The sequence below is a fragment of the Streptomyces sp. NBC_01017 genome (genome assembly GCF_045162795.1).
GTDB classification, from domain to species: domain Bacteria; phylum Actinomycetota; class Actinomycetes; order Streptomycetales; family Streptomycetaceae; genus Streptomyces; species Streptomyces machairae.
Window position 1 is genome coordinate 3839760 of record NZ_CP108683.1, and the last position, 15536, is coordinate 3855295.

The window sequence follows — 15536 nt, forward strand, 5'->3', positions numbered from 1 at the left end:
GACGGAATATTCCGCGGCGAAACAAACCGATAGGATCGTCCCATGCGCCGTTCGAAAATCGTCTGTACTCTCGGCCCCGCGGTCGACTCCCATGAACAGCTCGTCGCGTTGATCGAGGCGGGCATGAATGTGGCCCGCTTCAACTTCAGCCACGGCACGCACGAGGACCACCAGGGCCGCTACGAGCGGCTCCGGGCCGCCGCCCAGGAGACCGGGCGTGCCATCGGTGTGCTCGCCGACCTACAGGGCCCCAAGATCCGCCTGGAGACCTTCGCCGAGGGCCCGGTCGAGCTGGAGCGCGGTGACGAGTTCGTCATCACGACCGAGGACGTCCCGGGCGACAAGTCCATCTGCGGAACCACCTACAAGGGCCTGCCGGGCGACGTCTCGCGCGGCGACCAGATCCTCATCAACGACGGCAACGTCGAGCTGAAGGTCCTGGACGTCGAGGGCCCGCAGGTGCGGACGATCGTCATCGAGGGCGGCGTCGTCTCCGACCACAAGGGCATCAACCTGCCCGGCGCGGCCGTGAACGTGCCGGCGCTGTCCGAGAAGGACGTCGAGGACCTGCGGTTCGCGCTGCGCATGGGCTGCGACATGGTCGCGCTGTCCTTCGTCCGGGACGCCAACGACGTGCAGGACGTGCACAAGGTCATGGACGAGGTCGGCCGCCGCGTCCCGGTCATCGCCAAGGTGGAGAAGCCGCAGGCGGTGGCGAACATGGAGGACGTCGTGCTGGCGTTCGACGCCGTGATGGTCGCGCGTGGCGACCTGGCCGTCGAGTACCCGCTCGAGAAGGTCCCGATGGTGCAGAAGCGGCTCATCGAGCTGTGCCGCCGCAACGCCAAGCCGGTGATCGTGGCGACCCAGATGATGGAGTCGATGATCACCAACTCCCGCCCGACCCGCGCCGAGGCCTCCGACGTGGCCAACGCGATCCTGGACGGCGCCGACGCGGTCATGCTGTCCGCGGAGTCGAGCGTGGGCGCGTACCCGATCGAGACCGTCAAGACGATGTCGAAGATCGTCACCGCGGCCGAGCAGGAACTGCTGTCCAAGGGCCTGCAGCCGCTGGTCCCCGGCAAGAAGCCCCGCACCCAGGGTGGTTCGGTGGCCCGTGCCGCCTGCGAGATCGCCGACTTCCTCGGCGGCAAGGGCCTGGTCGCCTTCACCCAGTCCGGCGACACCGCCCGCCGCCTGTGCCGCTACCGCGCGGCCCAGCAGATCATCGCGTTCACCACGGACGAGTCCACGCGCAACCAGATGACGCTCAGCTGGGGTGTCGAGCCGCACGTGGTCCCGTTCGTCAACAGCACCGACGAGATGGTCGACCTGGTCGACCAGGAGATCGTCAAGCTCGGTCTGTTCAACGAGGGCGACATCGTGGTCATCACCGCCGGCTCCCCGCCCGGCGTCCCCGGCACCACCAACATGGTCCGCGTCCACCACCTCGGCGGCCGCCCGCGGGACTGACCGCACGGGCCGCCGACCGCTGTGAGGCCCTGATACGGCATGTGAGGGCGCCCCCTGCTCGCAGGGGGCGCCCTCGCCCGTTTGCACACTCGGTGCCCCGCACTGAGTGGCCCACGCCGGGTGTCACGCCTCGGCCACCGCCCGGACGACGGCATATGCCAGGGCGTCGAAGTTCTCCCGGTAGAAGCCCAGCCGGATGTGGAACGGCTCCTGCGGGAAGACGCCACCGCGGTCGACGAACATGGTGGGCGCGGCGGTCAGCGCGCTGTGCACCATGTGGAGTTCCTCCATGGTGAGGCGGAAGTCGCGTGACTCCGTGTGGCGTCCGGCCAGGCGTTCCACGAGGGCGTCGACCGCCTCCCGGCCCGCCCCGACCAACAGGGTCAGCTCCGTGTCACCGCGGTTCCGATGGCGCAGATGGCTGAGCGCCTCGTACATCGCCGAGACCTGACGGGGCGTGAGCCGGGCGATGAACGCGTCACCGTCGCGGGTCACCTTCAACTGGGTTTTCACACGGCTCTCCGTCCCCCATGGTCTTCGCGTGAGCCGCGCACAGCCGTGGCCCGGCCCTCGCTTGGAGGACCGGGCCACGGCCGGTTGTGCGGCTCCCGAACGGGTCTGTGGGGGCGTCTGATCGAGGCGCCCGGCTCAGTCGGTCACGAAGTTGTGCAGTCCGGGCACGTGCAGGGTGCCGCCGAACTGGCCGGCCTGCGTGACCTTCACCTTCGTGAAGTAGATCAGCGGGATGTTCAGCGGCGGCGGGTGCTCCGGGTCGAACGTCACCGGGATCAGACCCAGCAGGTTGCCGGAGATGCTCTCGGTGTACATCACCGTCGTGCCGTTGCGGATCGTGGACGTCGAGCCCTCGGCCGCCTGCACGTGGTAGGTCTTGCCGGACTGCTTGTCCTGGACCGTCTGGTGCAGGTCGCCGATGTCGGTGCCGTCGGAGATGACGTACTTCAGCACCTTCTTGGTGGTGCCGTCGGCCGTCTTCACCTTGACGACGCCCTGGTAGTCGGCGCCCTTCAGCAGCAGCGAGCTGGCATTCAGGAACCACGGGTCGTCGGGCAGCGGCACGGGGTTGTCGACGCCGCCCTCCTCGTCCGTGGCGGCCGGGCAGTTCTCCGGGTCCGTGGTGGAGCTCGCGGACGGGCTCGGCGTGGCGGTGGCCTCGTCGGCCGCCTCCTGGGCCGCCTCGGTGGTGTCCTCGGCCGCCTCGGACGCCTTGTCGGTGGCGCCCTCGACGGTGTCCTTCACCGCGTCGGTGGCCTTGTCGGCGGTCTCCTTGACGGGGTCGGACGACTCGGAGGTGTCCTTGCCGGACGTGCCGGAATCGGCGGATCCGGAGGACGTCTCCTCGCTCGCGCTCGCGGAGGTCGTCGGCGTCGGGCTCGCGGACTCCTCGTCCTTCGAACCGCCCGTGAAGATGCCCTCGATGGCGTCGCCGATCTCCTCCAGCACGTTGCCGCCGCTCTCGGACGGCGAGGGGGACGCCGTGGCCGAGTCGCCGGACTGCTCCTCGCCCGCCTTGCTCGGCGACGGGGTCGGCGTGGGTTCGGCCGCGTCGTCGGAACCTGAATCCGACGAGGAGGAGTCGCCCGCGGAGTCCGAAGAACCCGACGTGTCCGAGGAGTCGTCGGAGGAGTTGGAGTCCGAGGAGTCCTGGCCGGAGGAGGCCGACGGGGTCGGCTCGGCCGTCTCGTCCTTGTCCGTGGACTCGCCGGCGCTGGGGGACGTGGACGCCGAGGCGTCGTCCTCCAGTGCCGCCACGCACTCCTTGTACTCGTCCGCGGTGAGGCTGTTGGACGTCGGCTTGGTGGCGTTGTCGCTGTCGGCCTGCGCGAGCGTGGGCGTGAAGCCCATGCCCATGAGGACCGCCGTCGGCATCGCCGCCAGGGCTATCGCCTTGCCCGCCGGCATCTGGAACCTGGTGAACAGCGGCTTCTTGGGCGCCGCGTGACGCGGCCCGGTTCTCACACGGGACTTGTCCACCTCAGTCCCGTGGGTCACCTCGTCAGCCGGCACTGTGCCTCCCGTTCGCCCCGTTCGCCGGGCTCGTTCCTGACAGATCGTTCGGCTCGCCCACCACGGGCTTGAGGATGGTGGTGTCGGGGTCCGCGGCACCCGCGGGTGCGCTCTCCCCGCCCGTCGTGTCCGTCTGCGCCGGCTGCGCGTCGGAGTCTCCGGCGGGCGCCCACGACACGGCCATGGCCCCGCCGACAAGGGCGAGGAGGAAGCCGATCAGGAAGCCGCCGAGGTTGGACAGCGGGATGGACACCAGCGCCAGCAGGATCGCCGCGACGCCCGCGAAGGTGCGGACGTGCTTCTGGAACCAGAGAGTGAAGCCGAGGACGACGAGCAGCACACCGATGATCAGGGAGCTGGAGCCCCCCGCGGTCTGCATCGCCAGCGTCAGGTGGCCGATCTGAAGGTTCGCGTATGGGAAGTAGGCGATGGGGAGTCCGCCGAGCATGACGAACAGACCGGCCCAGAACGGCCGCGTACCCCGCCAGGCGGCGAACTGCGTCCTGCGGTGGGCGAACTGGCCGGATACGGCAGGAGTCTCGGCGCTCATGGAAAACAGCTCCCTGCTACGGCTTGCTGTGATGGTGGTGCGGTGGTGGTGAGTTGTGGTGCATGTGACCGCTTGTGAAGAAAGCGGGCGGAGAGTGGACGGGCGGGGGCGCCATCGGCTCCCCCGCCCGTCGGTGAGTGCTTAGTAGCACTCCTTGACACCCGTCGACAGCGACATCTTCAGACCGCTGAGCTTGAAGGTTCCGGCGGTGGTCGCCCACGCCGTCTGCTTCACGTTGCTCAGCGTGGCCTTGTCGGCCTGCTGGGCGAAGCCGAAGGGGTTGGCCTGCTCGCCGCCGCCCTTCATGCCCGGACCCTTGTTGGCGTCCTTTGCGGCCACACCGATGTCGATGTTCTCGAACGTGGCGTCGGCCTGAAGGTCGGCCACGTCGATGTACAGGTTCTTGGCCTCGACCGGCGTGTCGCCCTGGCCCGCCCGCAGGATCAGGCTGACACTCCCGAGGATCGGGATGTCCGGGGTGACGACGGACTGGCACATGTTGCTGATCGTCGCGGACTTGAACCCCGAGACGGCGACGGGGTGAACCGTCTTCTTGCCGGAGAGCGTGTAGCCCTCGTCAAGAGCGCCGTACTGCGAGAAGCCCGTACCGACGAGCTTGTCGGTGGTCACCTTGAACGACTGACCGGAGACACTGAACGACGCGGCGAGAGCGCCCTGCGCGAGGGCGACACCTATCGCAGCCGTGGCGGCGACGCTGGGCACCATGACCACAGCGAACCGCTTCCATCTGGTCCCGCCACGCACCTGGGACTCCATATTTCCTCCTTCTCGGACGTACATCTCCTGGCCCTGGCTGCCACCGTCAGCTCGACGGCTCAGCCGGGCAGGGATGGGAGAAGTGCTACGTCCTCGGGAAGGAGAGCGCCCGTCCTCGGAGGCGCGAACCGCGCACCGATCACCGGCGATCACCCCCGAGCGACAACCACTGGTCGCGCCTGACACGCATCACGCACAACCTTGCTGGACAGGCTTCGCCGGGTGGGCGAAGACCCCCCTGTCCAAGAGCCGGCGCCACTGCCGCCGACTCTGCTCGGTGGGGACCCAGGAACTCCCGTGACCCAACCGGCTGTCGGGGTGCGGGAATGGACCGAGCGTGGCCGATCGTGGTGCATTCTCGCCGCCCGCACAAGGGGCTTCGTTACTCGGTAGTAACGGGCGGATAACCGAACAACGACCTGCCGGTCTCGGACAGCGACGCAGGGTGTTGTCGGGCGACCGGACAAGTCCATTAATCACCGGACAGATTCCGACAGAACGACGGCTTCGACTTACCCGCAGTAACTGCGGCCGCGATTACCAAGATTTGGTAAAGCGCGGCCGCTCTGATGCCCTCCAGGGCAAACCCTTCACTCGGGCAACACGCGCCCTCGCGTTTAGTTACTGGTCAGAACGGGGCCACCGCCCCGCTCGAAGCCCCGGTCAGAACAGGGCGCGCGCCAGCGCCCGGCGGGCAGCGGCCACGCGCGGGTCCTCGCCGCCCACGACCTCGAAGAGCTCCAGCAGACGAAGCCGTACGGCGTCCCGGTCGTCACCCACCGTGCGCTGCACGGTCTCGATGAGCCGTCCGAAAGCGTCCTCGACATGGCCGCCCACCAGGTCCAGGTCGGCGGCGGCGATCTGCGCCTGCACATCGGCCGGCTTCTCGGCGGCGTCCTTGCGCACCTGCTGGGGGTCGAGACCCTGCACGCGCTGCAACAACTCGGCCTGCGCGAGACCCAGTTTGGCCTCCATGTTCGCCGGGTCCTCGCTCAGCACGTTCTGGTAGGCCTGGACGGCACCGCCGAAGTCGCCCGCGTCCAGGGCCTGCACGGCGGCCTCCAGCAACGCGTCGTACGGACCGGCCGGCTCGGCGGGAGCGGACTGGGCGCCCCCGGGCTCGGCGTCCGGGTCGACGGTGAGACCGGTCAGGCCGAAGCGCTGCTCGGCGACGGCGACGAGCTGGTCCAGCGTCTCGCGGATCTGCGCCTCGCCCGCGGCGCCCTGGAAGAGCGGCAGCGCCTGTCCGGCGACGACGGCGAACACGGCCGGAATCCCCTGCACGCCGAACTGCTGCATCAGCATCTGGTTGGCGTCGACGTCGATCTTGGCGAGCATGAACCGCCCGGCGTACTCGACGGCGAGCCGCTCCAGCAGCGGGCTGAGCTGCTTGCAGGGCTCGCACCACTCGGCCCAGAAGTCGATGACGACGGGCACCTCGGCGGACCGCTGCAGGACGTCCCGCTCGAACCCCGCCTCATCCACATCGATGACGAGGTCGGCGGGCGACACGGCCCCTCCCCCGCCCTGCCGGGCGGACTCGGCACGCGCCTGCTCCGCCTTTGCCTTGGCCTCCTGGGCCGCCTTCACCGCGGCGAGGTCGACGACTCCGCTCATGGACATGTTCCGTGGCTGCATGCGTCTATCCTCCCCCGATCCGCCCGCGCATGTGAAAAACGGCCCGAAAGCCGGTCCGGCCCGCTGCTGTTCGACGCCGGGTCCCCACCCGCGTCAGTGGTCATCGCTTTCGCTACGACTCGTAGCGTAATGGCAGAGCGGGGTTCCGGAACACCACCATCCCGTGATCTCCCTCACGACCACACAGGAACCCCCCGGATATGGTCATGGGATGCAGAGCCGCACCACCGCCCCCCGTCCCGGCCGCCCGCGCAGCGCCGCCGCGGACGCCGCGATCCTGGCTGCGACGCGCGAGGCTCTGGTCGAACTGGGCTGGTCCAAGCTCACTTTGGGAGACGTGGCAACACGCGCGGGGGTTGCAAAGACGACGCTTTATCGCCGCTGGTCCGGCAAGAACGAGCTGGTGGTCGACGCGGTGGCCGAGCTCTTCGACGAGCTGGAGCTCCCCGACCGCGGTTCCCTGGCCGCCGACATCGAGGGCGTGGTCCTGCAATTCGCGGCGATTCTGGCCCGCCCGGAGGCCAAGAGCGGGCTGATGGCGGTGGTCGCCGAGTCGACACGCGACGACGCCCTGCGCGAGCGCATCCGCCAGTCCATCGTCGAGCGCCAGAAGGGCCTGGTCCTGCGGGGGCGCTGCCGGGCCCAGGAACGCGGCGAGCTCCCCCCGGAGACGGATGATCCGGAGGAAGCCGCGCGCACCGTGGACCTGATCTTCGACGTGGTGGCGGGTGCGGTGGTGCATCGCACCCTGGTCAGCGCGGAGCCGGCCGACGAGGAGTGGGTGCACGGCTTCACGCGCGTGCTGCTCCTCGGCCTCACCGGCGCCGCGTAGAGCTGTGCGGGGTCAGAACCCCGGCGGCTCCGTGTACACCCCCCACTCGTCCCGCAGCACGCCGCAGATCTCGCCCAGCGTCGCCTCGGCCCGTACCGCGTCCAGCATCGGCTCGATCATGTTGGACCCGTCGCGGGCGGCGGCGATCATCGCGTCGAGCGCGGTGCGTACGGCCGCGTCGTCCCGGGCGTCGCGGCGGGCGCCCAGCTCCCGTACCTGCTCCCGCTCCACCTCGTGGCTGACCCGCAGGATCTCCAGGTCGCCGGTGACGGAGCCGGTGTGGGCGTTGACCCCGACGACCCTCTTGTCACCCTTCTCCAGCGACTGCTGATACCGGAACGCCGACTCGGCGATCTCCCCGGTGAACCAGCCGTCCTCGATGCCCCGCAGGATCCCGGACGTGATCGGCCCGATGGGGTGCCGGCCGTCGGGGTGCGCCCGCAGTCCGCGCTCCCTTATCTGCTCGAAGATCTTCTCGGCGTCGGCCTCGATGCGGTCGGTCAGCTGCTCGACGTACCACGCACCGCCCAGCGGGTCGGCCACGTTGGCGACCCCGGTCTCCTCCATGAGGACCTGCTGGGTGCGCAGGGCGATCTCGGCGGCCTGCTCTGAGGGCAGGGCGAGGGTCTCGTCGAGGGCGTTGGTGTGCAGCGAGTTCGTCCCGCCGAGCACGGCGGCGAGCGCCTCCACGGCCGTACGTACGACGTTGTTGTACGGCTGCTGGGCGGTCAGCGAGACACCGGCGGTCTGCGTGTGGAAGCGCAGCCACTGCGCCTTGTCGCTCTGCGCCCCGTACACGTCCCGCATCCAGCGCGCCCAGATGCGGCGGGCGGCCCGGAACTTGGCGATCTCCTCGAAGAAGTCGAGGTGCGCGTCGAAGAAGAAGGACAGCCCGGGGGCGAACACGTCGACGTCCAGCCCGCGCGAGAGCCCCAGTTCGACGTACCCGAACCCGTCCGCCAGCGTGTACGCCAGCTCCTGCGCCGCCGTCGCTCCGGCCTCGCGGATGTGGTAGCCGGAGACGGACAGCGGCTTGTAGGCGGGGATGCCGGCCGCGCAGTGCTCCATGAGGTCGCCGATGAGACGCAGGTGCGGCTCGGGCTGGAAGAGCCACTCCTTCTGGGCGATGTACTCCTTGAAGATGTCCGTCTGCAGCGTGCCGTTGAGCACAGCCGGGTCGACGCCCTGGCGCTCGGCGGCCACCAGGTACATGCAGAAGACGGGCACGGCCGGACCGCTGATGGTCATGGAGGTCGTCACGTCACCGAGCGGGATGTCCTTGAACAGGACCTCCATGTCGGCGGCCGAGTCGATGGCGACACCGCAGTGCCCGACCTCGCCCAGCGAGCGCGGGTCGTCGGAGTCGCGGCCCATGAGCGTCGGCATGTCGAAGGCGACCGAGAGACCGCCTCCGCCGTTGCCGAGGATCATCTTGTACCGCTCGTTGGTCTGCTCGGCGTTCCCGAACCCGGCGAACTGCCGGATGGTCCACGTCCGCCCTCGGTAGCCGGTCGGATACAGCCCGCGTGTGAAGGGGTACTCCCCGGGCCATCCGATCCGCTCGAAGCCCTCGTACCTGTCCCCAGGCCTGGGCCCGTACACCGGCTCCACGGGGTCCCCGGAGAGCGTGGTGAAGTCGGCCTCGCGCTTGCGCGAAGCGTCGTAGCGGGCCTGCCAGCGACGGCGGCCCTCCTCGATGGCGTCAGCGTCCATGCTTCAAATTTACTAGGACGTCCAAGTAAATGTCGATGGCAGACCGCCGTACGCATGCGTACGGCGGTGTCGTCAGGCCTTGGCGACAGCCGGCGCCGGGTCCCCGACCAGCGGTTCGACCTCTCGTGTGACCTTGCGCTCCACGAAGAAGGCGGCGAGGGGGATGGTCCCCGAGAGCAGCACCCACAGCAGCTTGCCGAACGACCACTTGGCCTTGGAGCCGAGGTCGAAGGCGAAGACCAGGTAGATGATGTAGAGGAAGCCGTGGACCTGGGAGACGGCGAAGGTGACGTCCTCGCCCATGTCGAAGCCGTACTTGAACACCATGCAGGTGCACAGCACGAGCAGCATCACGGCGGTGACGTAGGCCATCACCCGGTAGCGGGTCAGGACGCTCTTCTTCATGCGAAGAGCGTAACCAGGCGTTCCGGGAGATCTTGCCCCGCCCCCGGCCGCGAAGTCAGCTCTCGTCGAAGTCGTGGGCCGCCACCCGCAGCGGGCGCAGCATCGCGAAGATCTCCGCGCACTCCTCGGCGTCGTACGCCCCGAGCCCGAAGTCCATGGCCATGAGGTCACGGGTGGCCGCCTCGACGACCTCCCGGCCCTTGTCGGTGATGGAGGCGAGGGTGCCGCGTCCGTCGTTGGGGTTGGGCCGCTTGTCGACCAGACCCGACTTGACCAGCCGGTCGACGGTGTTCGTCACGGATGTGGGGTGCACCATGAGCCGCTCGCCGATCTTGGACATCGGCAGTTCCCCGGCCTTGGAGAAGTTGAGCAGCACCAGTGCCTCGTACCGCGCGAACGTCAGCTCGTACGGCTTGACCACCGCGTCCACCTCGGCCAGCAGGATCTGCTGTGCGCGCATGATCGAGGTGATGGCGGCCATGGACGGCACGTTTCCCCAGCGCTGCTTCCAGAGTTCGTCGGCGCGGGCGATGGGGTCGAAGGGAAGACTGAGCGGCTTCGGCACGGCACCGACCCTACCGGCCGGTCACATGCTGGTCAGCCCCGTCTCGCCCTTCGGTCCCCTGCCCCGCCGCCGCGCTACTCGGCCACCAGGCCCCGGACCTGGAAGGCCCCTGTCCACCGGTCGTCGTGCAGACAGGCGTTCATCGGCTCGACCAGCATCTGGTGGTCGGGGTCGGTCCGCCACCGTTTGACGGCGTCCATGCTCTCCCACTCGCTGGTGAGCAGCCATCGAGCGGGATCGTCGAGGGAGCGGCACAACTGTTCGCCGAGGTGCCCGGGGGCACGCGCGGCACGTTCGCGCACGCCCTGATAGGAGTCCACGAAGTCCGCTTCCCGGCCCTCGCGCACATGGAGCAGCCGAATGACCCGCACGCGTTCCATGGTGCTCCCGTCAGGACGGGTCGAGGACGACCGGCAGTTCCGCGAGTCCGCGGAAGGCGGGGAACGGCACGGTCATCCAGCGCGCGTCCTCCGGTGCCACGGCCAGGGCCATGTGCGGGTGCCGCCGGAACAGGGTGCCGAGGGCGAGCTGGATCTCCAGCCGGGCCAGCGGTGCGCCGGCGCAGTAGTGCGGGCCGTAGCCGAAGGCGAGATGCGCCGCCTGGGCGTTCGGACGCTGGACGTCCAGCTCGTTCGGGTCGGCGAACACCTCCGGGTCACGGTTGGCGCCGGTGATCGAGATCTGGACGAGCGCACCCTTGGGGATGAGCTGGTCGCGGATGACGATGTCCTCCTTCGCCCAGCGGAAGGTGGAGTTCTCCACGGAGCTCTCGAAGCGGAAGACCTCCTCGATCGCCGCGGCCAGTGAGGCGTCGTCCCGCAGTGCCAGCCGCTTCTGCTCCGGGCGGCTGAGCAGGTGGTAGACGGTGTTGCCGATCTGGTACGCCGTGGTCTTGTGGCCCGCGAAGAGGAGCACCCACGCCGTGGACACGAGTTCGCTGTCGGTGAGCGCGCCTTCCTGGTCCTTGGCCGTGACGAGCGCGCTGAGCAGGCCCGAGTCCGGCGCCTTCCGCTTTCGCGCGCACAGGTCCACCAGATACTCGCGGAGATTTCCCTCGGCGATTTCCAGCGCCTTTCTCGCCTCCGGTCCAAAACCGGTCTGCGCGACGGTCGCCGACCATTCCTGAGCCTGTTTGCGCTCGTTTTCCGGGACGCCCAGGAGTTCACAGATCACCTGCAGCGGCAGCGGGAAGCAGAACTCCGGGAGCAGATTGAACGGACCGGACGTCGGACATTGATCCAGCAGTCCGTCGGTGATCTCCTGGATCCGGGTGCGCAGCGATTCCACCCTTTTCGGAGTGAACGTACTGCCGACGATCCTGCGCAGCCTCGTGTGCTTCGGCGGGTCCGAGAACAGCATGTTGTCGTCCAGCGCGATCGACGAGTCACCGAAGATGCGGTGGTAGGCGTCGATGGCGCCGTACATGTCCTTGCTCAGCCGGGGGTCGGCCAGCGCGGCGCGGCCGTCGTCGTACCGCGTGATGAGGTACGTCTCGACGCCGTGCGGCGGCGACATCGGGCAGACGGGTGCCGTTTCCCGCAGCGTGGCGTACACGGGATGCGGGTCGGCGCGGAACTCCCGGCTGCACGCCGCGGCCGCGGCCGCGGCTTCTTCGCGCGACAGTGCCCCGGATTCCTCGGATGCGAAAGCTTGCGTCATGACTGTCCCCGGGTAGGCGTGGATTCCGGCGGTCGGATTCCGTCGGTCAGTGCCACCGTTTCCCGGGCGGCAACCCGCCGCAAACGGCACTGCGCCAAACGGGTCGGGTCACCGGAGGACGTGTGGACCGGAGTCCGAACTGGTAAACATCGTCGACGTGAGCGGACACGAAGCGGAATCTGTACCAGTTCTCATCGTCGGCGGCTCCCTGGTGGGTCTTTCCACTTCGGTTTTCCTGGGACGCCTCGGAATTGAGCACATGCTCGTGGAGCGGCATGCCCGGACATCGACGCACCCGCGCGGCCGTGGCAACAACGTGCGCACCATGGAGATTTACCGGACCGCCGGCCTGGAGTCGGGCATCCGGGAGGCGGCCCGCGTGCTCTCCGGGAACGACGGCATCCTCCAGGTGGACAAGCTCACCGGGAAGGAGCGCCGCTGGATCGTCGGGGACATCTCCGGCGGCATGGACGTCTCGCGGGTCAGTTCCGCGGACTGGTGCCTGTGCAGTCAGAACGACCTGGAGCCCGTGCTGTTGAGCTACGCCCGCGAGCAGGGTGCCGACATCCGCTTCAGCTCGGAGCTGCTCTCCTTCACGGAGACCGGGGACGGAGTGCAGGCCCGGGTCAGGAACCGGGAGACCGGTGAGACCTACACCGTGAACGCCGACTTCCTGGTGGCCGCCGACGGTCCCAGAAGCCCCATCCGCAAGCACCTGGGGATCGGCCAGTCGGGGCCGGGCGAGCTGTTCCACAACGTCAGCGTCACCTTCCGCAGCAGGGCGCTGAAGAAGTACGTCGGAGAGCAACGATTCGTTGTCTGCTACGTCACCGACCCCGACGGGGAGGGTGCTCTGCTGCCGGTGGACAACGAGGAGCGCTGGGTGATCCACGTTCCCTGGTATCCCGACCGGGGCGAGGACTTGGACGACTTCACCGACGAGCGGCTCTCGGCCCACATCCGCGCCGCCGTCGGCGCCTCGGACATCGACGTCGAGATCACCGGCAAGGCCCCGTGGCACGCGTCGAAGCGGGTCGCGGACAGCTACGGCGAGGGCCGGGTCTTCCTGGCCGGCGACTCGGCCCACGAGATGCCGCCCACCGGGGCGTTCGGCTCCAACACCGGAATCCAGGACGCTCACAACCTCGCCTGGAAACTGGCCTCGGTGCTGCGCGGCTGGGCCGGCCTGCCGCTGCTCGAGTCCTACGAGCGGGAGCGGCGGCCCGTCGCCCTCGCGACCGGCACACGCGCGTGCGTCCAGGCGGCCGACGAACAGCACCCGGGGTTCAGCCCCGCCGCGGGACGCAACAACGACCCGGCGGACCTGATGACCGTCGCCCTCTGCTACCGGTACGCGTCGAGCGCCGTGGTGGGCGCCCACCCGGAGCAGCCGATCGTCCCCGACACGTTCCAGCTGGGCGGCGAACCGGGCAGCCGTGCGCCGCACATGTGGGTCGTGCGAGGGGGCGGCAGGATCTCCACGCTCGATCTGTACGAGCGCTCCTTCGTGCTGCTCGCCGGATCCGGCGGCCAGAAGTGGCGGACCGCGGTGGAGAAGGCCTCCCTGAACCTGGGCGTCCCGGTCGAGGCGTACCTCGTGGGCACCGGACCCGACCACGACCTCGTCCCCGACAGGGACGCCGACTGGGCGGAGCTGCACGGCACGGCCGAGGACGGCGCCGTCCTGGTCCGCCCGGACGGCTTCGTCGCCTGGCGGGCGGACGCCGCGATGCCGGACGCCGACCGCGTCCTGACGAACGTGCTGCAGACCCTGCTCTGCCGCGACTGAACCCCCCGTGAACCCCCGTCACCCCTGAACACCCCACACCGAGGACGTTGTTATGACCCTTGCCGGACGCATCGACGTCCACCACCACTTCACCGCCCCGGCCTGGCTGGACTGGGCCGAGGAGCGGGGCGTCGTCAGCCGCGAGAAGCTGCCCTGGTGGACCCGGTGGGACCTGAACGCGGCACTGGAGGTCATGGACAAGAACGGCATCGGCACGTCCGTCATGACCGTCGCGATGCTGGGCCGGTTCCGTGAGCGCGCCGAGCGCCAGGAGAGCGCACGCGTCGCCCTGCGGGCGGCGGCCGACGTCGTCGAGTCCAACCCCGCGCGCTTCGCCTTCTTCACGCCCGTCTTCCTCGACGACCTGGAGCTCTCCTCGTGGAGCGTGCGCCACGGCCTCGACGAGCTCGGTGCCGTCGGCGTGAGCACGCGCACGAGCGTCAACGGCGTCTTCCTGGGCGACGAGTCGCACGACCGTCTCCTGCAGGAGCTGAACGAGCGGTCCGCGGTCATCAGCACGCACCCCATGGAGGTACAGGCCGGGAAGGACGGTGACGCGGGGCTGCCGGGGATGCCGCCCTTCGTGTGCGACTTCCTGCTGGACACCACCCGCGCGGCCATCAACCTCATCCGCAACGGCACCCTGGACCGCTACCCGAACCTCAGCTTCGTCCTGCCGCACGGAGGGGGCTTCCTCCCCTACATGGCCACCCGTCTCGAACTGTTCGGCGGACGCATCGACCCCCCGATCGAGGCCGACCGGGTCCGTGACTACCTGCACCGGTTCTACTTCGACACGGCGGGCCCCATGTCGCCGTCCGCCACGCCCACTCTGCTGGCGGCGGTGGACCCCGACCGCATCCTCTTCGGCACGGACTGGCCGCCCACCCCCGCGCATGTCATCACCGACAGCGTGACCCCCGCGCTGGACGGCGATCCCTTCCTCTCGGAGCAGCAGCTCCAGGGCATCAACCGGGAGAACGCGCTGCGGCTGATGCCGGGGCTCGCCCGTCGGTGACCGGCCGCACGACGAAGCCGCCGCCCGCGCCTGTCCGGCGCGGGCGGCGGCTTTTCGCTCTCAGCCCTTCGACCAGTGGTAGAAGCGCTGCGCCATCGCGTCCTTCGGACTCCGCCAGGTCTGCGGGTCGTACGGGCTGACGAACGCCTCCAGCTTCCTGCTGATGTCGGCGAACTCGGGGTGCCCGGCCACCTTCGCGATGGCGGGGCCCGGATCCTGCTCGGCCTCGATGAAGTGCATGTACACATCGCCGAACTGGAACAGCGAACGCTGGGTCACCCCGACGAGGTGCGGGAGTTCGCCCCGGTCGGAGGCCGCGAAGACGCCCGCGATGTCCGAGGCGGACTGCGGGGCCATCCTGGCGACGATCAGTGCGTGGTGCATGCGGCCTCCACACGGTCGCGGATGAGGGCCATCTGGATGGGCGAGTTGCGGTTGATGATGTCCGTCATCCCGGCGTCGTCCACCGGCGCGTCCGGCTTCATGGCGAAGTCCTGCGTCCAGTGCATCCGGGTGCCGGCCGGGGTCTCCTCGTATTCCCACACGATGTTCATGTACTCGAAGGGGCCGGTCTCGACCCTGCGGGCGCGCACGACGAGCTTCTCGCGGTCTGCGACCCGTTCCGAGACCCAGCTCCACACCTTGCCGTTCTCGTCGGGGTGCATGGTCAGGCGGAAGGTCACCGTGTCGCCCTCGCGGGAGAGCACGTCGCAGGACGCGTACTCGCTGAACAGCTGGGGCCAGCGCTCCAGGTCGTTCGTCATGTCCCAGACGAGGTCGACGGGAGCGGCGATGGTGATGTCGTTCTCGGTGTGTCCGGCCACTTCAGGCTCCTGTCGTGAGGCTGCCGTTGACGAGGTCGAGGAAGGCGCGGGGGCTCTTGCAGCGCTCCGCGTCGGTGGGCAGTGCCTGGCCGTGCTGGTTCTCCAGCTCGCCCACGATGCCGAGGAGGCCGAGCGAGTCGAGCCCGAACTCGGAGAAAGGCGTCTCCGCCCGGGCTTCGAGGTCGTGCGCGTCGACGGACACGCCGGCGGCCTGCTTCATCAGCGCGGCCAGCTCGGCGATGGTCACTTGGTTCACTCCGGTGGTCAT

Annotated in this window: 17 protein-coding genes; 4 read left to right on the forward strand and 13 right to left on the reverse strand. The window is 69.1% G+C overall.

Translation table 11 applies throughout. The features are described 5' to 3' along the window. The first annotated feature begins 42 nt into the window (after positions 1-42). Entirely contained in the window at positions 43-1473 is a 1431-nt protein-coding gene (pyk, locus tag OG331_RS17300) for a pyruvate kinase (RefSeq protein WP_328879244.1), read from the forward strand. Between the two features lie 123 nt (positions 1474-1596). Here the strand turns inward: pyk and OG331_RS17305 are convergent, their stop codons facing one another. The 5 genes from OG331_RS17305 to OG331_RS17325 form a co-directional block, all read right to left on the reverse strand. Next, entirely contained in the window at positions 1597-1986 is a 390-nt protein-coding gene (locus tag OG331_RS17305; protein WP_406197106.1) for a hypothetical protein, read from the reverse strand. Positions 1987-2121: 135 nt separating this feature from the next. Then, positions 2122-3498: a hypothetical protein gene (locus OG331_RS17310; RefSeq protein WP_406197108.1), complete on the reverse strand. Its 1377-nt coding sequence runs from the start codon at positions 3496-3498 to the stop codon at positions 2122-2124. Continuing rightward, on the reverse strand, positions 3488-4048 hold the full coding sequence (locus tag OG331_RS17315; protein WP_406197110.1) for a DUF6114 domain-containing protein: 561 nt from the start codon (positions 4046-4048) through the stop codon (positions 3488-3490). Before OG331_RS17315 ends, OG331_RS17310 begins: the two co-directional genes overlap by 11 nt. A gap of 141 nt (positions 4049-4189) precedes the next feature. Beyond that, on the reverse strand, positions 4190-4825 hold the full coding sequence (locus OG331_RS17320; RefSeq protein ID WP_406197112.1) for a DUF6230 family protein: 636 nt from the start codon (positions 4823-4825) through the stop codon (positions 4190-4192). 663 nt (positions 4826-5488) lie between these two features. Continuing rightward, positions 5489-6463 carry a tetratricopeptide repeat protein gene (locus OG331_RS17325; protein ID WP_406197114.1) on the reverse strand — a complete coding sequence of 325 codons (975 nt, stop codon included), beginning with the start codon at positions 6461-6463 and terminating at the stop codon, positions 5489-5491. 211 nt (positions 6464-6674) lie between these two features. On the opposite strand from OG331_RS17325, the gene OG331_RS17330 reads away from it, so the two are divergent. Then, entirely contained in the window at positions 6675-7295 is a 621-nt protein-coding gene (locus OG331_RS17330; protein ID WP_406197116.1) for a TetR/AcrR family transcriptional regulator, read from the forward strand. Positions 7296-7307: 12 nt separating this feature from the next. On the opposite strand, the gene OG331_RS17335 is transcribed toward OG331_RS17330, so the two are convergent. From OG331_RS17335 to OG331_RS17355, 5 genes are all read right to left on the reverse strand, one after another. Further along, the gene (locus tag OG331_RS17335) at positions 7308-9008 is read right to left on the reverse strand and encodes a methylmalonyl-CoA mutase (RefSeq protein WP_406197119.1); all 1701 of its coding nucleotides are present in this window, start codon (positions 9006-9008) and stop codon (positions 7308-7310) included. Between the two features lie 72 nt (positions 9009-9080). After that, positions 9081-9413 carry a DUF3817 domain-containing protein gene (locus OG331_RS17340; RefSeq protein WP_328879251.1) on the reverse strand — a complete coding sequence of 111 codons (333 nt, stop codon included), beginning with the start codon at positions 9411-9413 and terminating at the stop codon, positions 9081-9083. 55 nt (positions 9414-9468) lie between these two features. After that, positions 9469-9978 carry a MarR family winged helix-turn-helix transcriptional regulator gene (locus OG331_RS17345; RefSeq protein ID WP_406197122.1) on the reverse strand — a complete coding sequence of 170 codons (510 nt, stop codon included), beginning with the start codon at positions 9976-9978 and terminating at the stop codon, positions 9469-9471. Between the two features lie 74 nt (positions 9979-10052). Beyond that, positions 10053-10358 carry an antibiotic biosynthesis monooxygenase family protein gene (locus OG331_RS17350; RefSeq protein ID WP_406197124.1) on the reverse strand — a complete coding sequence of 102 codons (306 nt, stop codon included), beginning with the start codon at positions 10356-10358 and terminating at the stop codon, positions 10053-10055. Between the two features lie 10 nt (positions 10359-10368). After that, a complete protein-coding gene (locus OG331_RS17355; protein ID WP_406197126.1) occupies positions 10369-11637 on the reverse strand; it encodes a cytochrome P450 in 1269 nt (422 codons plus the stop codon). Positions 11638-11794: 157 nt separating this feature from the next. Between OG331_RS17355 and OG331_RS17360 the strand changes: the two genes are divergently transcribed. Beyond that, positions 11795-13426, forward strand: a complete 1632-nt coding sequence (locus OG331_RS17360; RefSeq protein ID WP_406197128.1) for an FAD-dependent oxidoreductase — start codon at positions 11795-11797, stop codon at positions 13424-13426. 52 nt (positions 13427-13478) lie between these two features. Further along, the gene (locus OG331_RS17365; protein ID WP_406197131.1) at positions 13479-14444 is read left to right on the forward strand and encodes an amidohydrolase family protein; all 966 of its coding nucleotides are present in this window, start codon (positions 13479-13481) and stop codon (positions 14442-14444) included. A gap of 60 nt (positions 14445-14504) precedes the next feature. Here OG331_RS17365 and OG331_RS17370 read toward each other — a convergent pair whose 3' ends face one another. From OG331_RS17370 to OG331_RS17380, 3 genes are read right to left on the reverse strand one after another with little or no spacing between them, the layout of a single operon-like run. Next, the gene (locus OG331_RS17370) at positions 14505-14828 is read right to left on the reverse strand and encodes a TcmI family type II polyketide cyclase (protein ID WP_406197134.1); all 324 of its coding nucleotides are present in this window, start codon (positions 14826-14828) and stop codon (positions 14505-14507) included. After that, entirely contained in the window at positions 14813-15268 is a 456-nt protein-coding gene (locus tag OG331_RS17375) for an SRPBCC family protein (RefSeq protein WP_406197136.1), read from the reverse strand. Before OG331_RS17375 ends, OG331_RS17370 begins: the two co-directional genes overlap by 16 nt. A gap of 1 nt (position 15269) precedes the next feature. Further along, positions 15270-15536: an acyl carrier protein gene (locus OG331_RS17380; protein ID WP_406197138.1), complete on the reverse strand. Its 267-nt coding sequence runs from the start codon at positions 15534-15536 to the stop codon at positions 15270-15272.